General features: G+C 55.6%; 19 protein-coding genes. 16 read left to right on the top strand and 3 right to left on the bottom strand.

From position 1 onward, the window contains the following. Nucleotides 1–104: 104 nt before the first annotated feature. From ACTQZK_RS03045 to ACTQZK_RS02970, 16 genes are all read left to right on the top strand, one after another. Complete coding sequence (locus tag ACTQZK_RS03045; protein ID WP_441898412.1) at nucleotides 105–812, top strand: sugar transferase; 708 nt, start codon at nucleotides 105–107, stop codon at nucleotides 810–812. A 206-nt stretch (nucleotides 813–1018) separates the two neighbouring features. Further along, nucleotides 1019–2263, top strand: a complete 1245-nt coding sequence (locus ACTQZK_RS03040) for a glycosyltransferase family 4 protein (RefSeq protein ID WP_114513252.1) — start codon at nucleotides 1019–1021, stop codon at nucleotides 2261–2263. Beyond that, nucleotides 2256–3473 (top strand): nucleotide sugar dehydrogenase, encoded by a 1218-nt coding sequence (locus ACTQZK_RS03035; RefSeq protein ID WP_041239419.1) that lies wholly within the window; start codon nucleotides 2256–2258, stop codon nucleotides 3471–3473. Before ACTQZK_RS03040 ends, ACTQZK_RS03035 begins: the two co-directional genes overlap by 8 nt. A 30-nt stretch (nucleotides 3474–3503) precedes the next feature. Then, a complete protein-coding gene (gene wecB, locus ACTQZK_RS03030; RefSeq protein ID WP_041240358.1) occupies nucleotides 3504–4598 on the top strand; it encodes a non-hydrolyzing UDP-N-acetylglucosamine 2-epimerase in 1095 nt (364 codons plus the stop codon). Nucleotides 4599–4612: 14 nt separating this feature from the next. Then, a complete protein-coding gene (locus tag ACTQZK_RS03025; RefSeq protein ID WP_441898409.1) occupies nucleotides 4613–6229 on the top strand; it encodes a heparinase II/III domain-containing protein in 1617 nt (538 codons plus the stop codon). 1 nt (nucleotide 6230) lies between these two features. Further along, nucleotides 6231–7580, top strand: a complete 1350-nt coding sequence (locus ACTQZK_RS03020; RefSeq protein ID WP_441898408.1) for a phenylacetate--CoA ligase family protein — start codon at nucleotides 6231–6233, stop codon at nucleotides 7578–7580. Nucleotides 7581–7604: 24 nt separating this feature from the next. Continuing rightward, complete coding sequence (locus tag ACTQZK_RS03015; protein ID WP_441898406.1) at nucleotides 7605–8528, top strand: D-alanine--D-alanine ligase family protein; 924 nt, start codon at nucleotides 7605–7607, stop codon at nucleotides 8526–8528. Nucleotides 8529–8531: 3 nt separating this feature from the next. Further along, nucleotides 8532–9545 carry a glycosyltransferase gene (locus tag ACTQZK_RS03010; protein WP_041239416.1) on the top strand — a complete coding sequence of 338 codons (1014 nt, stop codon included), beginning with the start codon at nucleotides 8532–8534 and terminating at the stop codon, nucleotides 9543–9545. A gap of 305 nt (nucleotides 9546–9850) precedes the next feature. Next, nucleotides 9851–11149, top strand: a complete 1299-nt coding sequence (locus ACTQZK_RS03005; protein WP_154270369.1) for a glycosyltransferase family 4 protein — start codon at nucleotides 9851–9853, stop codon at nucleotides 11147–11149. A 1-nt stretch (nucleotide 11150) separates the two neighbouring features. Next, nucleotides 11151–13058, top strand: a complete 1908-nt coding sequence (locus tag ACTQZK_RS03000; RefSeq protein WP_441898404.1) for an alginate lyase family protein — start codon at nucleotides 11151–11153, stop codon at nucleotides 13056–13058. Further along, entirely contained in the window at nucleotides 13048–14325 is a 1278-nt protein-coding gene (locus ACTQZK_RS02995; RefSeq protein ID WP_083809045.1) for an O-antigen ligase family protein, read from the top strand. The genes ACTQZK_RS03000 and ACTQZK_RS02995 overlap by 11 nt, the downstream gene beginning before the upstream one ends. A 2-nt stretch (nucleotides 14326–14327) precedes the next feature. Continuing rightward, nucleotides 14328–15590 carry an oligosaccharide flippase family protein gene (locus ACTQZK_RS02990; RefSeq protein ID WP_441898402.1) on the top strand — a complete coding sequence of 421 codons (1263 nt, stop codon included), beginning with the start codon at nucleotides 14328–14330 and terminating at the stop codon, nucleotides 15588–15590. Nucleotides 15591–15899: 309 nt separating this feature from the next. Then, nucleotides 15900–16445: a hypothetical protein gene (locus ACTQZK_RS02985; RefSeq protein ID WP_441898400.1), complete on the top strand. Its 546-nt coding sequence runs from the start codon at nucleotides 15900–15902 to the stop codon at nucleotides 16443–16445. A 422-nt stretch (nucleotides 16446–16867) separates the two neighbouring features. Beyond that, nucleotides 16868–17326 (top strand): hypothetical protein, encoded by a 459-nt coding sequence (locus ACTQZK_RS02980; protein WP_114513243.1) that lies wholly within the window; start codon nucleotides 16868–16870, stop codon nucleotides 17324–17326. Next, entirely contained in the window at nucleotides 17316–17600 is a 285-nt protein-coding gene (locus ACTQZK_RS02975; RefSeq protein WP_147271138.1) for a hypothetical protein, read from the top strand. Before ACTQZK_RS02980 ends, ACTQZK_RS02975 begins: the two co-directional genes overlap by 11 nt. A 214-nt stretch (nucleotides 17601–17814) precedes the next feature. Continuing rightward, nucleotides 17815–19677, top strand: a complete 1863-nt coding sequence (locus ACTQZK_RS02970; RefSeq protein ID WP_441898398.1) for a recombinase family protein — start codon at nucleotides 17815–17817, stop codon at nucleotides 19675–19677. Between the two features lie 477 nt (nucleotides 19678–20154). Here ACTQZK_RS02970 and ACTQZK_RS02965 read toward each other — a convergent pair whose 3' ends face one another. The 3 genes from ACTQZK_RS02965 to ACTQZK_RS02955 form a co-directional block, all read right to left on the bottom strand. Further along, nucleotides 20155–20613 carry a hypothetical protein gene (locus tag ACTQZK_RS02965; RefSeq protein ID WP_441898396.1) on the bottom strand — a complete coding sequence of 153 codons (459 nt, stop codon included), beginning with the start codon at nucleotides 20611–20613 and terminating at the stop codon, nucleotides 20155–20157. A 1112-nt stretch (nucleotides 20614–21725) separates the two neighbouring features. Further along, a complete protein-coding gene (locus tag ACTQZK_RS02960) occupies nucleotides 21726–22385 on the bottom strand; it encodes a hypothetical protein (protein WP_441898394.1) in 660 nt (219 codons plus the stop codon). 1 nt (nucleotide 22386) lies between these two features. Then, complete coding sequence (locus tag ACTQZK_RS02955) at nucleotides 22387–23700, bottom strand: AAA family ATPase (protein ID WP_441898392.1); 1314 nt, start codon at nucleotides 23698–23700, stop codon at nucleotides 22387–22389. Between the last annotated feature and the right edge of the window lie 85 nt (nucleotides 23701–23785).

Here is a 23785-nt window from a genome sequence, read left to right as displayed (position 1 = left end):
CTGTAGCGTGTGCTTCTGGACTAGATGAGGATAGGCTTATCGATATCAGAAATGATGAGGGCGCAGGGAGCTCATGCGAATGCAACTCCGCAATTGGATGTTACATGTCTACCAAGAACTCGAATTGCGTGGAGTGTTGCACACCAAATGGGGCGTATAAGGCTCCTGCGCCTGATTCAAGCGTGGCTGCTCCCAAAAAAGGTGGCGTTGGCTATCTCGTAGCAAAGAGAGTTTTTGACATTGCGTTTAGCGCGGGGGTGTGTTTGGTGCTAGCTGTTCCCGTAGCTGTTGCATGTGCTGCGATCTGTGTCGATACGCCGGGTAAGCCATTTTTTAGGCAGGAGCGTATTGGGCAGGGAGGTAAGAAGATTTACATCTTCAAGCTGCGGACGATGGTCTCTGACGCCCATGAGCATCCTGAGAGGTATATGTCTTCAGCTCAGCTTGAGACTTGGAGGCGCGAGCAGAAGCTTGACGATGATCCGCGTATCACCCGTGTGGGGCGAATCCTACGACGCACGTCGCTCGATGAGCTGCCTCAGTTCCTGAACGTACTATCTGGGGATTTGTCAGTGATAGGGCCCCGTCCCGTGACGTTGCAAGAAACATACGAATACGGTGACGCTCGCGAAGAAGTCTTGTCCTGTAAGCCGGGCATCACGGGTTGGTGGGCAGTGACTGATCGAAATAACTCGACTTGGCAGAGCGGTCAGAGGCAAGCCCGCGAGTTGTTTTATGTGCGTCATCAGTCGCTTGGGTTGGACGCCCGTGTGTTCGTGAAGACCTTCAAGGCGATGAGGAGGGGCAAGTAATGCAACCTTCCGCTTGCGTTCGTTTAATCGAAAGGAGCTCTTTGAAGCTGCGGCGTAATCACTCCCAATGGGTGTGTGGGCTCGATTTGTTCGGCATAAGAAGCATTTTGTCGTGAGCGATTTCAGATGAAGCGCACAAACCGTAGGCGTCGTGTTGTCGGCGCAAAGAAACTAACCATGTTAGCATCGAATTAGATGAGACTGAAATGCGTATCCTGTATTTTTCGCAGTTTTATAAACCTGAGAATATCGCTGCATCATTCAGGGCGACCGAGCATTCGCGTATCTGGGTGCGTGAGAGCCATGATGTAACTGTGTTCACCGGATGGCCGAATTATCCCGTTGGTCGCTTGTTCGACGGCTATGAGATGAAACCTCTAGTTGAAGAATTGATTGATGGTGTTAGAGTCTTTCGTTCCGCGTCAAAGATTCAGCCAAACACAAGCTTTGCGAAGCGAATAGAGAGCGGTGTCAGTTTCATCGCTAATGGCCTGAAAAACCTGGGTAAGAAATCGCCTGTTGGTAGTAATTATGATGTAGTGCTCGTCACATGCGGGACCGTCTTCGCTGCGTGGCTCGGCGTTCACTATGCAAAGAAGTGCCGCCTGCCCCTTGTGGTTGAGTTTCGCGATCTTACTTACAAGCAGATGCTGGCGACAGGCAGCAGGGGCGCAAAGGTAGCTGCGATGAAATCACTGGAGTTATCTTTCTGCAAAGCTGCAGATTGCGTCGTTGCGCTTACCGATGGGTTTAAGAAGGACCTTGAGGCGGCTGGTGTTCCGGGCGACAGTATCGTTATTGTTCCCAATGGAGCCGATGTTGTTGCATGTAAACACATGTGGGATGGCCCTTTGCGTTTCGGTTACTTTGGGACTATGGGATTATCTCAGGACGTGCCTGCGACGGTGGAGTACGTGAAGCGAATCGTTAACCTTGGGCTTGCATCAAGCTATGAGCTTATAGGCGAGGGTGCTGCTCGCGACGAGCTAGAGCAGTTGGTTGCTACTGGAGACTACGGTTTTCTCAAACTTGAGCATGGTGTTCCAATGGCTGAGCTTGAACCGCGCTACGCAGGGGTTCACATGACCGTTGTCTCGCTCCAAAAGAGCGCTGAATTCTCGGGAACCATTCCATCGAAGATATTCCAGTCGTTTGCCCGAGGTGTGCCTGTTCTGTTCGTAGGCCCGGAAGGTGATGCATCTGAGCTCGTTCGTAGGAGCGGTGCTGGTATTGCTTTGTGTGGAAGCGAGGAGGAAGACATCAGCGAACTCGAGGCTTTTGCCTCGAGGGCTGATCGTGCGCGCAATCTCGCCAGAATGAGCGAAGCGGCGGTTGATTTCATGAATCGGGAGTACTCAAGAAAGCTTATGGCGGATAAGATGATCGCTGTTTTGTCCGATGCCGTATATAAGACCAAACAAACAAATGAAAGGATTAAAATCAATGGTTAACGTTATCGGTCTCGGTTATATCGGACTGCCCACCGCGCTCATGATGGCCACGCACGGCGTGGAGGTCGTGGGAACCGACTACAACGAAGAACTCGTGGCAACCCTGAACGCCGGCCACACTACCTTCAAGGAGGAGGGGCTTGACGAGCTGTTCGTCGACGCGTTGAAATCTGGCATCAAATTCACGACCGAGTATCAGGTGTGCGATACCTACATCGTGAGCGTACCGACGCCCTACGATAAGCTGGACAAGAAGATTGACCCCTGCTATGTGATTGCCGCCTGCAAGACGGTGCTCGAGGTCGCCCCGAAGGGCGCCGTGCTCGTAATCGAGTCGACTATTTCGCCCAACACGGTGGATCGCTTTGTGCGCCCGCTGCTCATCGAGGCCGAGCGTGAGGATGTTAAGCTCGTGCACGCCCCGGAGCGCATCATCCCAGGAAACATGGTTTACGAGCTGCTGCACAACAACCGTACGATTGGTGCGGACGACCCCGAGGTGGGCGAGGAGGTTGCTAAGATTTACGCAACCTTCTGTCAGGGCGAAATCAGTGTGACCGACATCCGTACCGCCGAGATGACCAAAGTCGTCGAGAACACCTTCCGCGCAATTAACATCGCATTCTCCAACGAGCTCGCTAAGATCTGCCGTATCGGCGGCATGGACGTGGCGGAGGTCATCCGCATCTCCAACAAGCACCCGCGCGTGAACATCCTGCAGCCCGGCCCCGGCGTTGGCGGCCACTGCATTCCCGTCGACCCGTGGTTCCTGGTGGGCGACTACCCCGAAACGGCAAACTTCATCCGCCTTGCGCTTCAGACCAACGCGGGCATGCCTGAGTATGTGCTGCATCGTGCCCACGAGGTTATGGCCGAGCGTGGGATCAAGGATGCCTCCAAGGTGGGCATCTACGGTCTGACCTACAAGGAGGACGTTGACGACGTGCGCGAGAGCCCCACGCTGCAGATGCTCGAGTCCATGGAAGAGCACCTGTGCGGCGGTGGCGTGAAGGTGTACGACCCGTGGGTCGAGCGCGACGAGGTTCCGGGCCAGGTGCACTCCATGGAGGAGTTCCTGGATGGCCTGGAGATGGTTATCGTAATGGTGGGTCATTCCCAGATCAAGGGCAAGCCCGAGGCCTTCGGCGGTCGTATCTTGATCGATCCGCGCAACGTGTGCGGTGACGGCGAGAACGTCTATAAGCTGTAAGTCATTAAAGAGATGCAGGGAGAAGCAGGTTTGAAGAAAGTGATGCTTGTCTTCGGGACGCGCCCGGAGGCCATCAAGATGTGTCCGCTCGTGAACGAGCTCAAGAGCCGCCCCGACGAGTTTCAGACGGTTGTGACCGTGACAGGTCAGCACCGCGAGATGCTCGATCAAGTTCTGCGCGTCTTCGGCGTAACGCCCGACCATGACTTGGCAATCATGAAGCCGGGCCAGACGCTATTCGACGTCACGTGCGACGTACTGCTGAAGCTGAAGGCCGTTCTCGAGGAGGAAGGGCCTGACGTGGTGCTCGTGCACGGCGACACGACCACAAGCTTTGCTGCAGCGCTCGCCTGCTTCTATCTGCAGATTCCCGTGGGGCATGTGGAGGCGGGGCTTCGCACCCACGACATATACAGTCCCTGGCCCGAGGAGTTCAATCGTCAGGCCGTGGATATTGTCAGTGAGTATTACTTCGCACCTACGGAGGCGAGTAGGCAGAATCTGCTCGACGAGGGCAAGCGTGCCGAGAAGATATGGGTGACCGGCAACACCGGCATCGACGCCCTGCGCACCACGGTGCGCGAGGATTATACCCACCCAGAGTTGGAGTGGGCCAGCGACAGTCGCCTGATTTTGATCACGGCACACCGCCGCGAGAACCTTGGCGAGCCCATGCACTGCATGTTCCGCGCGATCAGGCGCGTGATGGAGGAGCACCCCGACACCAAGGCGATCTATCCTATTCACATGAACCCACTCGTACGCAAGGCGGCTCACGAGGAGCTGGACGGCTTCGATCGTCTCCATATCATCAATCCTCTGGAGGTACTTGACTTCCATAACTTCCTGGCTGCGAGTCATCTCATTCTTACCGATTCGGGCGGCATACAGGAGGAAGCTCCTAGCTTGGGCAAGCCGGTGTTGGTGATGCGCGACACCACCGAGCGACCTGAGGGGGTTGCCGCGGGCACGTTGAAGCTTGTGGGCACTGAGGAGGACGTTATCTATCTTGAGTTTTCCCGTCTGCTGTCCGACGAAGAGGAGTATGCGGCAATGAGCCGGGCTTCGAACCCGTATGGGGATGGGCATGCGAGCGAGCGAATTGCGAGCGTGCTCGGTAAATAGGGGAGATTAAAGAATTGTCAAAGCTGCGGCTTTATATAGACACCGCGCTGCACCTCAAGCCTAGTCAGATTGCCTATAGAATCTGGCGAAAGCTTGGGGGCAGCACGCGTTTGCATGTTGGTTACAGGCCTTGCCCCGATGCGGACAAGGCGGATATTCGCCGCGTTCCCGCATTATCGGAGATTGACTTCGATCCAGTTTTTCTAGCGCGTTTTGATGTGGATGCTCTTCTTGATGACAGGGTGGAACTCCTAAATCATGAGGAGCGCATGGATTGGCGCGAATCGTGGCACGCAGAGCTCTCGACCCCGCTCTGGCGTTTTAACCTGCATTACCACGAATACTTGCTTCCTCTTGCGAAGGCTTTCCTTGATGAGGGTGATAAGCGATACCTTGATAAAGCCAAAGCTATCGTGGACAGCTGGATAGATGCCTGCCCGCGGGAGCGCGGAGGCGTCGCCTGGGATCCATACGTCATATCGATGCGCATCGTTAGCTGGCTTGCTTTTAGAGCTGAGCTTGATGACGCATTGAGGACGGATGATGCCTTTTGCGAGCGAATTAACGCATCGCTGGCCGAGCAGTACGTACATCTTTCTCAGCACCTGGAGAAGGACCTCCTGGCCAATCACTATCTAGAGAACTTGAAGGCCCTTGCTATCCTTGCGTGTTATTTTGGCGACCGCAAGACGCTCGAGCTTGCTTTGCCTATGCTAAAGGCGCAGGTAAACGAGCAGGTGCTCGATGACGGAATGCACTTCGAGCTGAGCCCGATGTATCAGAAGATTGTGCTTGAGGATCTGATGCGCGCTGCAATTGTCTTGCGCGACTCGGGCTTTGGTGAGCATGCTGAAGCTTTTAAACTTCAGCAGATGTGCGACTGCCTTTACTCCATGGAGCGCGGGATTGATAGGACTCCACTGTTCAACGATTGCGGCGACAACGTGGCAAAGAGTCGCGACGCGCTGTTGCTTTGCGCTCGCGAGCGTTTCGGCGTTGTACCGGAATTTCATGGTGTGCTAAAGAATTCAGGCTACTGCATTCTCGAACGGCAGACCAAGGCGGGCTTCGTCAAGGTGATTTTCGATGCCGGCAAGCCGGGCCCGGCCTATGCCATGGGGCACGTTCATTGCGACGCATTGAGTTTCGAGTGCTTTGTGGATGGAGGGCCGTGGATTGTGAACTGCGGCACCTTTGCCTATCAGGATGCGAAAAGGCTTGAGTTCAAGAAGACGCATTCGCACAGTACCGTGATGGTGAATGGTGAGGAACAGCACGAGTGCTGGGCGCCATTCCGGGTTGCCAGGTACAGTACGGGCGCTGTTGAGGATTCGGCGGCAACGATAGTACGCGGTGCTCTTCTTCAATGTGGCGGGAAGTGCAAAGTGGTTCGAGAGATTGTGCTTGAGGCGGATGGGCTACGTGTTGTCGACCACCTTGTAGGCGACGGGTGCATTGAGAGTGCCTTTGTCTTTGCTCGTGACGTTCCCGAAGCCGATGGGCAAATAGACGAGGTCGCATATGCGCCAGAATTTGGCGTGTACCGCGACTCCTGTCGGATCATTAGCCAACCCGCCAATTCCCACGAGGTTTATTTTACGTATCCCCGCTACAAAAAGGCAGTTGTATAATATGGATAAGATGAAGCTCTATAATGCCATGCCGATTTTCGTGCAAAACATCGGTTGTCGCCGTGAAGGTGGGCGACTTGCCGAGCTAAGATTCGGCGGGGACTTTAAGTCGCGTCTAGCCGATTACAACTCGCGCATCGCTTGCTCGCGTGACGAGCTACTTGATATTAGGGACCGTAAGCTTCGGAAGATGGTGCAGTTCTGCTATGACGAGGTTCCTTTCTATACGAATATGTTTGATGAGGGCGGAGTCAACCCTGCGTCTATCAAGACCGCTGACGATCTCGCCGCTCTTCCAATTCTTGACAAGCAGACCGTTCGGGACAATGTTGAGCTGTTGAAACCTAAGAGTCTCGAGCAGATTCCTCATATCACTGAACACACGAGCGGATCGACGGGGTCGAGTCTCATCTTTCCGCAATCGGTCGACAATGTTCGCGATCTTTGGGCGGCTTTTTGGCGCTTCTGGAACCGTATTGGCATTGAATACGGCACGAGGTATGCCGACTTCGGCAGCAGGACCATTGTGCCGCCGAACCAGAGAAAGCCGCCTTTTTGGCGGGAGTGTCAGCCGCTTTTCCAGATTAAGTTCTCGGCTTTCCACGGCAACGATGAAAACTACATGGCTTACTTCAAAGCAATTAATGATTACGGACTAACCTGGATCCACGGGTATCCTTCGTGCATCATGCCGTTTGCGTCATTCGTTGCGCAAAACGGTCTGACTTTCGATAAGCCTATCAAGGCCGTGACGGCGAGTGCCGAGAACTTATATGGTTATCAGCGGTCCATCATAGAGAAGGCGTTCGGGGTACAGCCCCATGCTCTGTACGGCCTCACTGAGGCGGTAGCGTGCATTGGAGAGGACGCCGACCATGATTACATTGTTGACGAGGATTACTCCGCCGTTGAGTTCATTGAATGCGGCGATTATTCGCGAATCGTTGGTAGTAGCCTTACCAATTTCGCCTTCCCACTCTTGCGTTATGACACCGGCGACCTTGCCATTACCACCGATAGGCTAAAGAACGGCCGAAGGGTAATCGAGCGGATCGATGGGCGGACTGGCGAACTTTTGTCGCTTCCCGACGGAGGCAAGGTCGGCGCGCTCTCTGCTTTGTTTACTGAGTCGGCGACGATCAAGGAAGCTCAGATTCATCAGCTAGAGGACTACTCGGTCGAAATTAGCTTTGTTCCTCTTTCGGATAACTACACTGAGGACATCGCCGAGGCGGAGAAACGCTTCCGCGACAGGACCAAGGGAATGCTCCCCGTATCCTTCAAGCGCGTCGACGGAATCGAACGCACGAAGCGCGGAAAGCTTCGCTACGTTGTGTCGGACATCAAATAACTGGACGGTTGGAGGATGATGAAAATGGCTAGACGAATCGCATTGCTTTGCGGTGGCGCCAGCGGGGAGCGCGAGGTCTCGCTCTTATCGGCCGCAGCCGTGGAAGAGGCTCTGGAAAAGCGTTACGAGGTCATAAAGATAGACACAGGCGTTGAGGGCTGGGCTCATACGCTCCTCGACTCTTCTGTCGAAGGCGTCTTCATTTGCCTTCACGGAGGGGCTGGGGAGAACGGGTCGATCCAGGGGTTCTGTGAAAGCGTTGGCTTGCCCTATACGGGGCCGGGCGTTCTCTCCAGCGCGATTGCAATGGACAAATTTGTGGCAAAACTGTTGGTCGAATCTTTCCGCATCCCAACACCTGGATACATCAGGGTGCTTCGTGGTGAGGAATGCAATATAGAAGACATTAGGACCAAACTGGGAGGCAAGCTTGTCGTAAAGCCTTCAACCGAAGGGTCCGCCCTCGGCGTCTCCATCGTCGACAATGGAGACGATCTCGCTTGTGCGATTGACACTGCGCTGGAGCTTGCTCCCTCGGTTCTGGTTGAGCAGTTTATTTCAGGCAGGGAGCTGACGGTCGCGGTGCTGGGCGGGGAGAAGCCTCGCGTTCTTCCTCCCATTGAAATAATCCCGGCTAATGAATTCTATGATTACGAGGCAAAATACGAGCAGGACATGGCGCAGCACATTTGTCCGGCAAATCTCACTGAAGAAGAACTTAGGCAGTGCGAGGAGATGGCGTTGGGAGCCCATGACGCCCTCGGCTGCTATGGTGTGTCCAGAACCGATTGTATTCTGGACGAGCGCAACCGCCTCTGGTATCTGGAAACGAACACCATTCCCGGCATGACCGGGACCTCGTTGCTTCCTGATGCAGCAAAGGCTGTTGGCATCACTTTTGATGAGCTCTGTTGGAATATCATGGAAGATGCCTGGAGTAGGTGCTAGCAGTTGAAGGTCTACTATCTGGGACAATTCCCTCCTCCGTACGGCGGAGTGACGGTTAAGAACGCCTTGCTCGCTGAGGCGCTTGCTGATCGCGTCCCCGTCGAGAAGGTCGGCTTCAGGGATGTGGGAACCGTCAAGATCGTTCGGCTTCTGATGACGTCGAAGGACGGCCTTTTCATGCTCGGGTTCGGTAACGCGAGGATACAAAGGGCTCTACTTTGTTTGCTCTCAATCGTTAGACCGAGCGTTCTCTCTCGGTGCTATCTAATGGCAATGGGGGGCCTTCTTCCGAGCCATTTGTCGAGCGATTTAGCATATAGGAAAGCCTGTGCGAAGCTGGGTCGTATTTACGTTGAAACCAAGACCATGTGTAATGCAACAAGGAATCTTGGCTTGGATAATGTGTCGATTTACCCTAACTGCCGTAACAGGCCGACTGCTACGGTCTTGCCGCATAAAACGGGCGGCGTCCTTAAATGTGTCAGCTTCTCGCTAATTGGACCAGCGAAGGGGGCTGACGTCATTCTGGACTGCGCCGAGCGCCTTGCGGGCGTTGAATTCTACTTCTATGGGCGTGTTGAGGAGACATTCAAGGATGCTTTCGAAGCGCGGGTTTCGGCGCTTCCGAACGTTTTCTATCATGGTGTCTTCGACTCAGTGACAAATGATGCGGTTTCCGAGCTCTCTAGGTATGACTTGCATCTTTTTCCCAGTAAATGGGCAGCAGAAGGCGTTCCGGGCGTTTTGGTTGAGACAAAGATGGCAGCGGTGCCGACCGTTGCGAGCAATATTGGTTACAATGCCGAGCTTGTCGCGTCTGGTAAGGACGGCATCGTTCTTGATGAGTGTACGGCTGAAGCGATGTGCGACGCAATAAAAGCTTTGGACAGGGATCGCGAGCGTCTTGTTTCGATGAAGGAGGCGGCGCTCGCGTCGGCGGAGTATTTTTGTGTAGACCACTACCTCGAGGAGCTGGTCGCGGATTTGGACAATGGGCGGAAGGGGGCCCTTAGATGAGCTCTTTTATGAATGCGGCGAACAAGCAGAGAAGAGCGCATTAGCGGTATTGGCATAAACTCAAGCCTTTCGAGGCTATATGAGACGTAGATTTATCTTTTCGCAATTTGTTAACCTCGCTCAGTGTGAAATTGGCTAGGGTGCAACCTGCGGCTGCAAGGGCGTAGGCGTAGTGGCGCATAAGCGTGCGAAGATTGGCAAGAGTTGCGTGATTGCGCGACGGCGGGCGTAGAGGGCGTTGCGAGGCGTCTGCTGTCGGCGATAATTAGCACATCGGCGCGGGTGTGAAGGTGCTCGGTCCGATTGTGAATGGTGACAATATGATGATTGGGGCGAATGCTGTGATGATCAAGGATGCTCCCTTTGGGTCTGTTCAGGGGGGTGCCTACGAAATGTCTAGATCGGGCACCGAAGGAGGACGTCGACTGAGCGTTCTGTTCACTTCCGCAATTGACTTTAACTCAAACTCATCTCTCGGCATCTCTGCTAAGGTGATGTCTCAGGCGAAGGCTTCCGAGGAGGCTGGACACGACGTCTATATAAGTAAGGACTACGGCTTAGAAACGAGGATAGAGCGACCTAGTAGCGGGGAAGTCGTTGCCAGCCATGTTCGGAAGACCGCGGGAGATCGCAGAAGCAAATATGCTTTTCTGAGCAATTGGTCTCTTGCGAACGGTGTTGAGGCAGTGGTTATTCGTTTTGACCACCTTGATAACGTTTTCTGCTCGTTCTCGAAACAGCTTCGAAGCAATGGGGTTGTCCTTGCGGTGGAGTTTCCCACCTTCCCCTTTGAGATGGAAAGGGATGCGCGCCATAAAAGGCTTCTCGAATCGCGCAAGTATTTGAGCTATGTCGTACATAGGGCATATGCGTGGCTGGAATCCCTTAGGGCGAAACATGCCCCGCGCTACTTCGACTACGCCATCACTTACCTTGATGACGACACTATCTGGGGAGTGCCGAACATCACCTACGACAATGGAATTGACCTTGGAGCTATTCCATTGAGGAAGGCTGGCGCGCCTTGCGAAGCCGTGAGGCTTCTTGCTGTCGCCAAGTTCTCCCCTCATCATGGTGTTGACAGGCTCATTCGCGGGCTTGCTGAGTATAAGGGCGCCCGACCCGTGCTGCTTACGCTCGTTGGTGTGGGTGCAGAGAATCCTTCCTTGGAGAAGCTTGTTTCCGAGCTGAAGCTAGAAGATTTTATTGTATTTGCGGGTGCTGCGACCGGAAGCAAGCTTGACGCTTTCTTTGATGACGCGGATGTTGCTGTCGGTTCTCTTGGATTGCATAGAATCGGGATTTCCCTCGGTTCAACGATGAAATCCAGGGAGTATTGTGCCAGAGGCATACCGTTTATCTATTCGTTCCCCGAGAAAGGTTTTAACGGGGACGAGGAGTTCACTCTCCTGCTTCCCAGCAATGACGACCCGATACCCATTGACAAGGTTGTCGCTTTTGCAAATAGGACGGCTACAGACCCGGAGACTGGCAGCAAGATGCGTGCCTTCGCCGAGAAGCAGTTCGACTGGAAAGTGCAGATGGATAAGGTGCTGAAGGTTCTAGAAGCGGAAGTTACGGATAAGAGAGGCAAGAAAGGCTAACATGGTTCAGCGTATATGCCGGCGTCTTGCCGTTGCGGTCGCTAACAGGACCACGCGTAAGGTTAAGAGGCAGATATATAAGAGTAGTAGCAGCGCCATCCGCCAGAAGGCATCTTGTTTAGGTAACGAGCTTGCCGAGGGTTTTAACGGGCACATTTTTGTCGATAGTGGCTCTGCTGGATTCAAGTCCTTCGATATCGAGATCCGGAGAGCTGCCGAGAGGATAATCGGTGGCTCCTTCGTGCTTTTCGGGGAATGGTTCGATCTGCCAAGAGATATTACCGTGGAAGACGAATGGCGTACTGATTTCGTTGCTGGATATCGTTTTCCAGATGGGCCTTACGATGCCATTAAACCGGAATCTGGAGTTGCCGACATAAAGGTGCCATGGGAATACGGAAGGATGCAGTACCTTCTCCCCCTTGCGGCGGCATTTCGCCAAACAGGCGATGCAAGGTTCCTTGATTGTTATCGTGCCAAAGTGGGCTCTTTTGCCTCTGTGAACCCTATGGGGAGGGGTGTCCAGTGGACGTGCACTATGGAAGTCGGCATTCGCGTGTTCAACCTACTTTCCTCATACGAGCTGTTGCGGTGCGGGCTTTGCGAGGACGACCCAATGCATACGGTGATTGCGGAGCTTGCTTTCTGCCATGGTGAGCATATTTGGGCAAACCTCGAGACATCAGCTAGATTGCAAGAGAACAACCACTACATCGCCGACCTGCTTGGACTTGCTGCTGTCGTTGCGGCCTACCCCAACCTGCCCAAAGCACGGAAGTGGGGGGAATACACCCACAACGAGCTGATGAGATGCGTGCGGAAACAGGTTCTCGACGACGGTTGTTGCTTCGAGCGCAGCACCCGCTATACACGGCTGATGGGAGAGATGCTCTTCTTCGCGGGCAAGTGCTTTGCTGAAACGCCCTATAAGCTGCCAGCGGAGTATTTTGAGCGTCTTTCGATTCTCGGTCGTTTTCTTGATGCCGTAACAAACAAAGATGGGCGTTCCCTGCAGGTAGGAGATAACGATTCAGGACGCGTAGTGTGTATTTCACCCGAGCGCTATGATGACTTACGCCTCGTGAGTAGGCTGGTTGACAGGGAAATCGGTCCGGATGCTCCTGATGAAGCGTTCTTCGCCGAAGAAGAGCTGTTTTACGGTGCTTCCGGCCGTGTTGCATGTTTTCCCTCATGGCGCGGAGGGGCGAGAACGTTTTATGATGCGGGTATGGCTCTTGCTAGGTATGGAGACTGGTCGTTGGGATTCTTCGCTTCTGATGGCTTTGTCGATGAGTCCGAGCCTGGACATACGCATAACGATAAGCTTTCCTTCACGCTTGGCTTCAAGGGCGTGCCGTTTTTTGTGGACCCCGGTTCTGGTGTTTATACGCGCGATCCCAAGGTGCGCAATATCCTTCGCGGTACCGCACAACACTCGACGTTGCGGTTTGGGAATCTTGAGCAAAATGAATTCCGAGGGTTGTTTGGGTATACGAGGTGCGGCGGCGCGAGCCTTGATGTTGCGGAGGCTGATGGGACGGTTGTTTTCAGGGGCGCGACGGATTGCTGGGCCACGCGTCTTGGCGTGACTCACAAGAGGGTTGTGGAGGTTGGATCGGAGGGGGTTGCGGTCAAGGATGACGTTGAGGGCGCTGCGCCCGCCGTTGCTGCGACGAGATCATTCGTTCTTGCTCCGGAGGTCGATGTTTCCGTTGTGGGACGCAAAGAGGCGGTCCTAACGTGTCGGGGTGTTTCGGTGGTCTTTTGCGCCGAAAGCGATATTAGCGTTCGGGAGGGGCTTTATTCCCCACATTATGGCGCCGTCATAAAGAGCTCGATTCTTGATGTTCCTTTTGAATATGGCAGGACTAATGTGATTACTGTTAGGGAGATCCTTAATGAAGACTAGAACCTCTAGTGTTTCTTACGTGCCGAATGCGGATCTAACGGGGCTTGTCTTCTGCTTCTCTCTGATAATACTTCTCTTCTCTAGTATTTCGCTGCCGGCAGGTTCTCCTATTGGCTCTGTGGTTGGAGAGGTTCTAGGGTCGCTTCCTGGCGTTGCTGTGGTGGCGAATGTCGACTCGTTTTCCCTTACGCAGGTTCGTTATTCTGACCTGAACGTTGCGATACCGGTGGCTTTTCTTCTCATGGTGGTTGTTCTCGTTCGTAATGGCAAACGAACTCTGAGTCTGAGGATGAATATTGCCTACGCTTTCCTCCTAGTTTTCGCGTTGATTGCTGGGACTTCCGCGCTTTTCTATAAGGAGTACGTGGAAGCCCTGAAGCTTGCGGTTTATGTGGTAGGCATCGCTTGCTTCTTCTCGTTCGAAGACGAAGAGAGGAAGGGCATCGCTAGAAAACTGCTCTCCATATGTCTAGTAGCTGGTATCGTGAACGCCGGCATAACAATTTGGCAGTATGGTTCTATGGCCAGTTGGGAGTTCTCTCCATCGACGATTCGCCTTTATAGACCGGATGGGATTTTTGGCGACTCGATCATTTCTGCTCTGTTTAGCAATGTGACTATTGCGGTTTTGGCTTTGGGTGCCACGCGGCTTAAAGCGCCTGTGCGCATCATTGTAATTTTGCTGTGCATGGTTGCTGGCGTTGTCACCGGTGCGAGAACTTTCTATTATCTGCTGGTAATCGTTGGCGCTTACCTGATGCTGGCCAAGACTCGTGATGTCTCGCTTGAGAAAAAGGCACTCCTGCTCTGTTTGATGATTGCCGTCGTTGCCGTCGTTGCTAGTCCGCTCGGACAGTCGATGATCGATTCCCTGACGTTTCAAGATACCGTTTCAAGTCGAGATATCAAGAGGCAACTGGCGATAGAGCAGTTTGGCAACTCTCCCGTTTTTGGCATCGGCACCGGGCAGTACGCTATTTACGAGGCTTCGCTTGGCATGCCGGCCAACTCCGGTCTTCACGGAACGAACCCACATAATGTCTATGTGCAGGTTCTTTGCGAGAATGGACTGGTTGGATTTATCCCCTTTGTTCTAGGTCTAATTTGTTCCCTTTGGCTGGCGTTCAAAAGAAAGAACGCTTTGGCCGTTGTGTTGCTGGTCATTTACACGGCGATTGGCTGGTCATTGGGCATTCTGTATTCAATTGCGTTCACCTCGTTCTTTGTTGTTTTCGTCTGCTCCCTTCTAGGGACTTCGGAGGATTAATCTTGAAGATTAAGCAGGTTATACCGCGGGACTTTTCGGTTGTGACTATGTTTAACATGGCCGCAAGGGCGCTACAGCTGGTTGTGACCGTCGCATTGGTACGGATACTTTCAGTTGAGGATTACGCAAGCTACACTGTGTTCTTCACAACTTCGTCGACTATTTTAGGGATTGCCGGGCAAAGTATCGCGCTTGCCTATGTTCGCTACAATACCGAGAGGATGACCAAGGATCGTGCATACCGCGATTCACTTATTTTTATTTCGCATGCGATTAACGTAGCTTGCCTTGTCCTTCTTCTTATCGGGTCTTACCCTATGGCTGAAGCTATGGGAGTCGCCCATCCAGTCATGCTGGCCGCTATCGTTTACGGCTTTTTGCTGGGTACTGTGCAGCTGAATATCGCCTTCTTCCAATCCCGTGAACTCTATGCTAAGTCCGGTGTTGTCGAGAATGCGAAGCAGTTGACCCTGCTCGCCTGCATTGCGCTTGCGGTTGTATTGGCGGCGGGTTCGTTGGAGAGCATTCTTGCATCGTACTGCTTTTCGGGATTAGCCTGTTTTGTGATTTCGCTTACTATGATAGGGAAGCTTGTTAGGCACGGCGATGCGGCTATCGCGGTCGACTTCAAGGCTGGTAGGGAGTTCCTGGCTGTTTCTGCTTGGTTGATTCTCTATAGCGTTGCCACGCAATTGTACAACCAGGCGAATATCACTATGCTGGCGTCCTTTGGGTCTACCCAGGCGGTCGCCGAGTTCGGCGTTGCATCGAAGTACTTTAACATGGTGCTGCTCTTCCTGCCTTCCATTAAGACCGTCCTTCGCGTTAGGATGTCCAAGGCGGAGATGACCGAGAGTACCGAGAAACAGCGCGAGTTTGCCATCAAGTGGTTCAAGAAGACTACCGTGCCATTCGTGGCTTTGGTTGCAATTTGCTGTGTCGGGGCTCAGCTTGTTTTCCCTGTTTTGAACGGTGATGGATACGATGCCTCTATACCAATGTTTCAAATACTGTGCATCAACGCATTTTCGGCCTATGTCTTTGCGCCGGCGTCCGCGCTCATCATGTCGCTGAATCGCTATGGTCTTCAGTTTGCCATAGCGCTTATCTCCCTTGCCATCAACCTTGTGGGCAACTATCTTCTGATACCTCTGTACGGCGGCATCGGTACTTCAATTGCCACAACAATATCGCAGATAGCGCTCAATGTGATGATGACGGTTGTCGTATTCAGGGTTGGTGCCAAGAGTATTAAGTTGGGGTAGGCGCCTAAAAGCCATCTGGGCAATAGTTGCTGTTTGGAATTCGTTTTAGAGGGGTTGGGCGAACTAAGTTCAATGTTGAAGGTGTTGTCCAGGAGATCGCCAGGATGGCCGACGGCCCGGCCGTCGACATAGATCCCTTGACCTATCGCAACGTTGAACTGTGGTGAGGTGCGAGCGGCAACGTAAGCATGGGGAAGAGGTGACAAGGTGCCGCACCGAGCTCGAGCACGCTGAGAAAGACGCCGAGTTCGGAAGTGCCATCAATGATATGCTTGCGAATATGTAGGCTCTTGAAGAAAGGACTCTGCGTTGGATTCTTGCAGCCTAAGCGCCGTTCTGGACACCTTGACCCCAGCGCTCCCGTCGCTTGTTGGCACGCTTATCGGCGGGGCCGTGACGCTACTTGCGGCTTGCATGACGGCAAGGCCCCAGAACAAGCTCGAGGACAAGAGGCTCGACGCCTCTCGCGAGGATGAGTGGAGGCGCTTCGAGCGCGACAATCTGATGGGACTGCAAGAAGCTGTCCAGCGCGGTATGAGGGCCACGGGGAAATGCTGCCTCCAGATGGATAAGCTTGCTACCGAGGGGAAGGAATGGGCGGATTGGATTGTTGATCCTGCGGACTCGGAAATGCAGCGCCAGTCGCTGGAGGATATCCTGTTGCTTTCGTGTAGGATCGACGACGTCGAGCTGGTAAAAGCCCTCTCGCTATTTCGCCAGAAGGCTCATAACGTCACTTCTGACTCAAGGACCCGTACTCAGCTGTTCGATTCGATGAGGGAGCTATCCGATGCCTACGATGCCGCTATGGAGGTCATCAGCGAGAAGCTGAAAGACTGCGTTAGGGGTCGCTGAGCCGGATGAATGGGGACGGAGGCGCGTTCGCTCTTGATGAGTTTTGGAGCGTGAGGCCGTGTGGTTCATGCTATATCGGGTTCCGCAATGTCGAGAAGGCCTCATTTCATCCGATATTATGTGACCGATTGCGAAGATTGGGCTGATACTTAAGGCAGCTGCTTTAAGTATCAGCCCCTATTGATCGACTTCGACCTCTAGTGTTTACTTGCCCCGCAACTCAAGCCGAGTTGCGGGGTTTCTTGGTCTTTGGGCGGATTATTCGCTGCTGGTTAACGGTCGTTAACTACTGGGGGTGACAATCGTCAAAAGGCCCTCTTTCGTCGTGGCCGCCGCTCGCCCTTAGGGCACGTCCAAAATACTTCGTTCTCCGCCTCTGGGCAGGAGCGCAATCCCGCGCTCCCTGACCCAGGGGAGGAAACATGCCCTCATCGCGAAGCTGCCGCAGCAGCTATGACTGCATCGTCAAGATCAAGGGCGTCACCATGCGCCCGATACTGTTTAGCCAGCTCATGCGGAGCGACGGGGAGGGGGCGATGAACCCCGAGGAACTGTTCGCAGACGACCGCAGCCCCGCCTCCGAGCAGGAGCGCGTCCACGAGGACGAATTGCACTCGCTCATGCGCAGCATACTGGACTGGGCGATATCCTTTCTGAGCGAGTCCAGCCAGGGTACCATCCGCGCCATCTACTTCGAAGGCAAGACCGTCAAGCAGCACAGCGAGGAGGAGTACGTCACCGTCTACGCGATTTACAAGCGCCTGGCGCGCTCGTACCCCGTCATCAAGGAGATCGTCCTCGAGGAATTGGAGGGGCTCGACGACGAGACGCGCGCCGAGCTCGAGGCCATGTTCGGGATTGGCGGTCGCGATGAGAAATGAACAGGTGGAAGCCGTGCAGGGCGAGATGCTCCATCGCGATGGCGACGAGCCGCTTGTTGCCAGCGAGCTGAACGAAGCGGCGACTACTGCCGCGCTGCCGCGCGAGCTTCGGCAGGATGCTTCTGCAGCGGCTTGCGATGAGCCTTGCGCACGATGCGGATCAATCGGCGTGCGCGTGTCCTACGCCGGGGAGTGCAGCATCGAGGAAGCTGTGTCGCGCTACCTGGCCGCGCGCGAGAACGTGCGCGACGTCATAGGCGACGGGCCTGCGTGACGCGATTCGGCCGGCATCGGCCAACGCTCCATCAACCCTGAGATTTCCGCCTTCGCCGGCGCCGAGTCGCCGAAGGCGTGGTACGATTGCGCCAGACGCATACAAGGGCCCTCGGCGTCGGTTGTTTTTTCTTGGCGGGAAGCGCAGCGCATCCCGAGGGCATCCTCAGAGCCTCCTTTTGCACGTACAAGCACGTGCAAAAGGAGGCCTTTTCATGCCCAAAACCAAAACGCCAAAAACAGCGGCCAGGGTCTATCGCGCCGCCAGCTACGCCAGGCTCTCCGTCGACGACGAGAGCTACGGCACCAGCGGCTCGGTGCTCAACCAGCACGCCATGATCCGCGACTTCGCCGACGCGAACGGAGGCCTGAGCATCGTCGCCGAGTACTCCGACGACGGCTTCTCGGGCTCCACCTTCGAGAACCGCCCCGGATGGGGCAGCCTGCTCGCCGACGTGGAGACCGGCAAGGTCGACTGCATCGTGGTCAAGGACCTGAGCCGCCTCGGCCGCAACTACCTGGACGTGTCGCGCTACCTGGACCAGGTGTTCCCGGCGCTCGGCGTGCGCGTGGTGGCCATCACCGACGGCTACGACTCCGCAGCCGAGAAGACGCCGGCCGACGCGCTGATGCTGCCGGTGAAGAACCTCTTCAACGACATGTATCGTCGCGACGCCTCCGCCAAGACCAAGGCGTCGCTTTCCGCCAAGCGCCGCCGCGGCGAGTTCGTTGGCGCCTTCGCCCCCTACGGCTACGTCAAGGGGTCGGGTCCCGACCGCGGCAGGCTCGTGATCGACCCGGAACCCGCTGGCGTGGTGCGCGGCATCTTCGACGCGCGCATCGGCGGCATGAGCGCCGCCGGCATAGCCGCCATGCTCAACGAGGATCTCGTGCCGAGCCCCTATGAGTATTTCGCGGCGAAGGGCGCGGCGCGCAGCGCGAACTTCTGCAAGGGAGAGAGGGCCGCCTGGGATGCGCGCACGGTGCTGCGCATCTTGTCGAACGAGGCCTACACGGGCACGCTCGTGCAGGGCAAGACCTGCAAGCCAGATTTTCGGCGCAAGGCGGTGCTCCCCGTCGACGAGTCCCGGTGGGACCGCTCGCCCGGCGCGCACGAGGCGATAGTGGACCCGGCCACCTTCGGCCTGGTGCGCAAGCTGGCGCGGCGCGATATGCGCCTGTCTCCCGGCGCCAAGCGGTCGCTGCCGCTGTCGGGGTTCCTCTTCTGCGCGGATTGCGGCGCGACGATGGCGCGGCATGCGAGCCGCTGCTCCGGCGGCAAGAGCTTCTATTATTCCTGCGAGACCCATAGGAAGAACCGCGCCGAGTGCGGCATGCACAAGGTGTGGGAGGACGAGCTCTCGGCGGCGGTGATGCGGGCAGTGCACGGGCACGCCCTCGCGGCGGTCGACGGCGATGGCGCCGTGAGGGGCGCCGAGGCGTACCGCCACGACAGGCGCGCCGAGCTCGCCTGCCGCCTGGAGTCGGTGAAGGGGCGCATCGAGCACAACGGCGACCTGCGGCTGCGCATGTACTCCGATTACGCCGCGGGCGTCATCGACAAGGCCCAGTACGCCGAGCTCGCGCGGGCCGTCGACGCCAGGCTGCAGGAGCTGAAGGGCGAGAAGGCCGGCATCGAGCGGGAATCGGCCCAGCTGGACGACGTGCGCGCGGAGACCTGGGAGCAAACGCTGGCGCGCTACTGCAAAGATCAGATGCAAGCCGCCTCATTTTTCGCAAACTATCCCAGGGTCCCCGGGAAATGCGTCGACACGAATGTGGCTAGGGCTGCGACATGCGTCGCGAAGGATGAGCAGTCGTTGAAGCCCTTGAGGCTGTTCATGATCGTTTTGATGATTGAGGGTTTTGGCTGCGCATCGGACAAGGCTTCCTTCATAGCCTCGATGGTTTCCAGGGCGGCTTGCTGCCTATCGGCATGGAGCTCGCTTGTCGACTTTTTCAGGTCTTCGAGGATTGTCTTGAGCTCTTCGGCCGCCGCGCCGTTCGTCTGGTTTGCCGTGACCGATGCGTTGTCCGTTGCCATGGCGGCCACGGCACCTCCATGGTTCCCGAAATAATTGAACTGCGAGACGTTGCTGTCGAGGCCCATTTCTATTCCCTCCAATGTGAGCGTGCGGTTAACGCCCGCCACCAAGCGCCGGGCGACTTCTTCGAGGAAGTTTTTCGCCATATCATCGAACTTCTTCGAGCCGTGCGCATAGCCATAGACCAGTAAGCTGCCGTTGTACGCATGCTCATCTACCATTGCCTTTAGCAGAAGATAGACGACGGCTGATTCGCTTTTGTATTCTGGCGGGAATGGGCCGAGCGCCGAATGCACGTTTCTTGAGGCGCTTCCAAGCATTTCGACTGCGTCGAACCCATCTGGCGTATGGTTTGCCACAATATCGTCGATGAATGCCTTGATGATGGGCTCGCCTTCGATGAAACGGAGGTATCGCGTGATTGCCGTTTCCAGCTCGTTGTAGTTTGCGTGTAAAAGGGCGTTTGCTTCCGAGTTGTGCTCGAAGAGGAGTTTCTTCAGCGTTGTCTTGCTATCGTTCATTAAATTGTCCTATTCCGCAGAGCGGGCACGTGTAAGCCGACATGGCGAGGGCCGGTGAGACCTTGGCTTCCCGCCCGCAATCATGGCAGGTTGCAATCTGCAGGGCCTCAATCGCCGCCCTGATTGGCGGCTCCGGCTCCCTTTCGCGATTGGCTTTGACCTTGAATCGAATGAGGCTGCTGCTGTTCTTCTTTGCAAAGGCTTGGAGCTGTTGGGTAATCGCGTTCATCGCGTAGTTGCTTGTTTTCGCGAGAGCAAGGTCGATGACGTCTTGCGTGAGGAAGTTGCTGTCGCTCAGGCCGCAGGAAGGGCAATAGATATCCAGGGTTTCGTCGGACTCGATATCCTCGGCGATGAGCTTGAACAGCTCGCCGCAGTGCGGGCATCGCAGTAGGATGAAGCCATCGTCGTCGCACGGTATCCTGATTTCGAAGCTCGTCTCTTCCAAGCGGCCTCCTTTGGTTCGTTACATACGTTTCGCATTTTACTTCGCAAATTGGAAGAATATACAGCTTAGGGGCGCGTTTTAACGTTCAGCACCGATGCGCATGCGCGGCGTAAACCGTGGTGCCGCTGCCGCGCAAGCGATATGCCCGCCTAGCAAACAGTTCCGGCGTTTGTGCCTGCGGCTGCTTCTTCTTTGCCATATGTCTCCAATGCGCTGTGCCATTCCATTATCCATTTGAATTATAGCGGCGGTCGAGGCATGCGTCCTTAGCTGCGAGCTAAGCCGGTGTTGCTCGTCGATGCTTTAAAGCCTCGCGATTTGTTCAGATTTGCCGTTTCGCTACATCGCTGGGTTTGTGTATGCGTCGACGTTGGTGCGAAGAATCGTCCCATTGGGAATCTGTCCCAATGGGACGATTTGCTATCCGATTTAGAGGCAGCTTTTCGAAGCTGGCTCATCGCCAATGATGGTCGGAATAAGTTGCAAAAGTCTGGAGGTTCAAACTCCAGGAAACAGGTAGTTCAGCTATCTAATCGGATCATTTCTGCAGGTAATCTTGTTTTTTCGTCTTGACAAAAGGGATGTCTGCTGTAGGCCCACGGCCTACAGCAGACATCCACCTACCTATGCTCGCACGACATCCGTATCGGTGTTCCAGCCGCCTCGGCGTGTCGGAGCGGGCAAGGCTGCATTCAGCTTCGATTCAGCCCTCCGGTTTGTCGTCGAGCGTTTCGGCAAGCTGGGAGACCGGTTGTGGAGGAGACGGCAGTGTCTCTGGGCGTTGCGCCCCTCTGCCTATAGGCGCGATTAGGCATCTGTTGGATTAAATGCCCAGTGGCTGGCTTTGCAGCCCGTTCTTTGTTATCAGACATCGGCGGCAATCGTGGCAGGCCTGACAAATAGTACTTGCCAGTCAGCTGCGGCACTTGCCTTCACCTCGCCCACATCGAGAAGTAGGGCTGACATGATAGCCAGAGAGAGTGATCTGACTATGCTCGCTGCGTGCTGCTTGTCAGATAGATGCGTCATCAAACTTACATGCGGACGAGAAAAGCCCCGATTTCGCCATAAAATCGGGGCTCGATGTAAGTTCTAGGGTGCCAAAAGTTACATCAGCCGCTTACGACCGCTCTGTCTATCTCTCCGAGCGGGACGGGCGCCGATGCCCTGATCTCTGCCATGTCGAGGTGCGAGATCAAGTCCTTGGCGCGCTCGCCGGAGTGGTACGCCTTGTTCGGCGCCACCTTCCTGTAGAGCTTCTTGAGTTTCGTCTTCCCCTTGTTGCCCGGCGGCATCTCCGTCTCAGGTGGCAACCCTAGGAAGGACAGGACGCCGGGCAGGTCGCACAGCATCACGTCCTCGATGTCGGCCTTAGCCGCCAGGTCGACGACCTTCTGCGCTGCGGGAGAGATGCTCTCGCGCAGCATCACCCAGTCGTCCTCGTGGAACTTCGTGATGTCGCTGTTGTACTCATCGGTGTCGTAGCAGAGGAAGACCGTCCAAGCGATTTCCGGGTTTTCGCCTACGCAAGCCCTGTCGAACCACGTGGCCGAGTTGGTCATCTGGGAGACGGAGTTCACGCTGGCCATCATGACGACCTTCTCGCCGTTTGCCGATGTTATGGCGTAGCGGTCCTCTTGCGTGTCGAGGTCCTTCCTGAGGGCGAGGCCCTTGGCCGCGCACAGCTGCGAGAGGTACTCGAGGTAGAAGACCTTCTCCGTCGCACCCTCGACGATGAACGCCAGGCCGTGGCATGCTTCGCTTCCGCCCATGTCAGTCCTCCAGGAGGTCGCAGAGCACCCGGGCGCCGTCTCCGTCGTCCGACATCAGGGAGAAGAGGTACTCCCCGAGGCCGAACCCATGGTTGTACGCTGCGGCGACAGCACCCTTCACCTTCGACGGGCGCATTTTCCTGAAGTACGCAACACCGTCCTCGTTCGGCACTCCGACGTAGACCTTTTCCGGCTTTAGGTACTGGATGAGGTAGGGCGAGTGGCTCGTGAGCAGCAGCGAGGTGTCCGCAACGTTCTCGTTGAGGATCTCGAGGAGCTCCTGCGTCATGCGCGGATGGATGCTCGTCTCGACTTCCTCGATGCCGATGCCGCCCGCGCCCTTGGCCCCGGCGATCATCACGTTGGCGATAAGCCAGATGATGCGCTTCGTGCCGGTGGACATATAGGAGACGTCGACTGGCTGGTTGACGTGCGAGCTCTTTATCATCAGGCGGTAGAGCTCGTCCTTGATCCTGAAGGGGATGTCCGTGTCGGCGTCGGCCGCGCCGAGCATCTCGACGAGCCTGCTGTGCTCTTCGGGGTTGATGGCGTAGGAGACGGCCGAGATTTCCTCGAACTCGGGGAACAGCGTATACACGGCCGCCTGGAAATCCTCGTACCTTTCCGGGCTGGCCTTGCTCAGGTGGAACAGCGAGCGGGACAGGTCCTCGTCGTCGAACATGACGAAGGAGTCGTCAGGGTGCTGCACCTTGAGCTCCAAGGGCGTCGAGCGGAAGCGGTTGTCGGTGTCCAGCGAGTCGCATATGTCGAACGACGCCGACAGGACGGACTTGATGGCCCCGTTGATGTCGATGTCCTCGATCGCGGTGAGCACGTCGATGGCGAGTTTCGTGCCGTCGAGGCTTATCGAGCGGAACGACCTCGTGTCGTGGCTCTTCTTGTACTTCCCCTCGTTGCGCTTGAGGTAGTTGGTCCAGGGGCCGCGCTCCCTCGAGCTGATCTCTATGGTCTCGTCGGTTATCCTGCAGCCCTCGCCGTCGTCGCGCAGCCAGGCGAACGAGAAGCCGTAGCGCACGAAACGGTATTCCCCGAGGGCCGGGTCGTCGAGCGTGATGGAGAAGCGGAAGTCGTCGTTGGCGAGCTTGGGGTTCAGCGGCATGCAATTCAACGAGCGCATCATCGACTCGCGCTGGCGGCTGCTCGACTTCATGAACTCGAAGCCGAAGTCGATGGCCTGCAGCAGGTTCGACTTGCCGTAGTTGTTCGGAGAGACGATGGCGCTTATCCCGCCGAGCTCGATGGCGGTCTGCGCGACGTTGCGGAAGCCCGATACCGCTACGCTCAGCAATTTCATAGTTGTGCTCCTTTCCGATGTAAGAAATTATTACATATGATAGACTTGACAGCAAGAACTACCTTTATGATGCTTATAGTAAGCA

Origin of the sequence: Paraeggerthella sp. LCP19S3_G8 (assembly GCF_052119225.1) — a bacterium.
Taxonomy (GTDB): Bacteria; Actinomycetota; Coriobacteriia; order Coriobacteriales; family Eggerthellaceae; genus Paraeggerthella; species Paraeggerthella hominis.
Note: the sequence above shows the minus strand (reverse complement) of the source record. Positions and strands in the feature narration are given on the sequence as shown.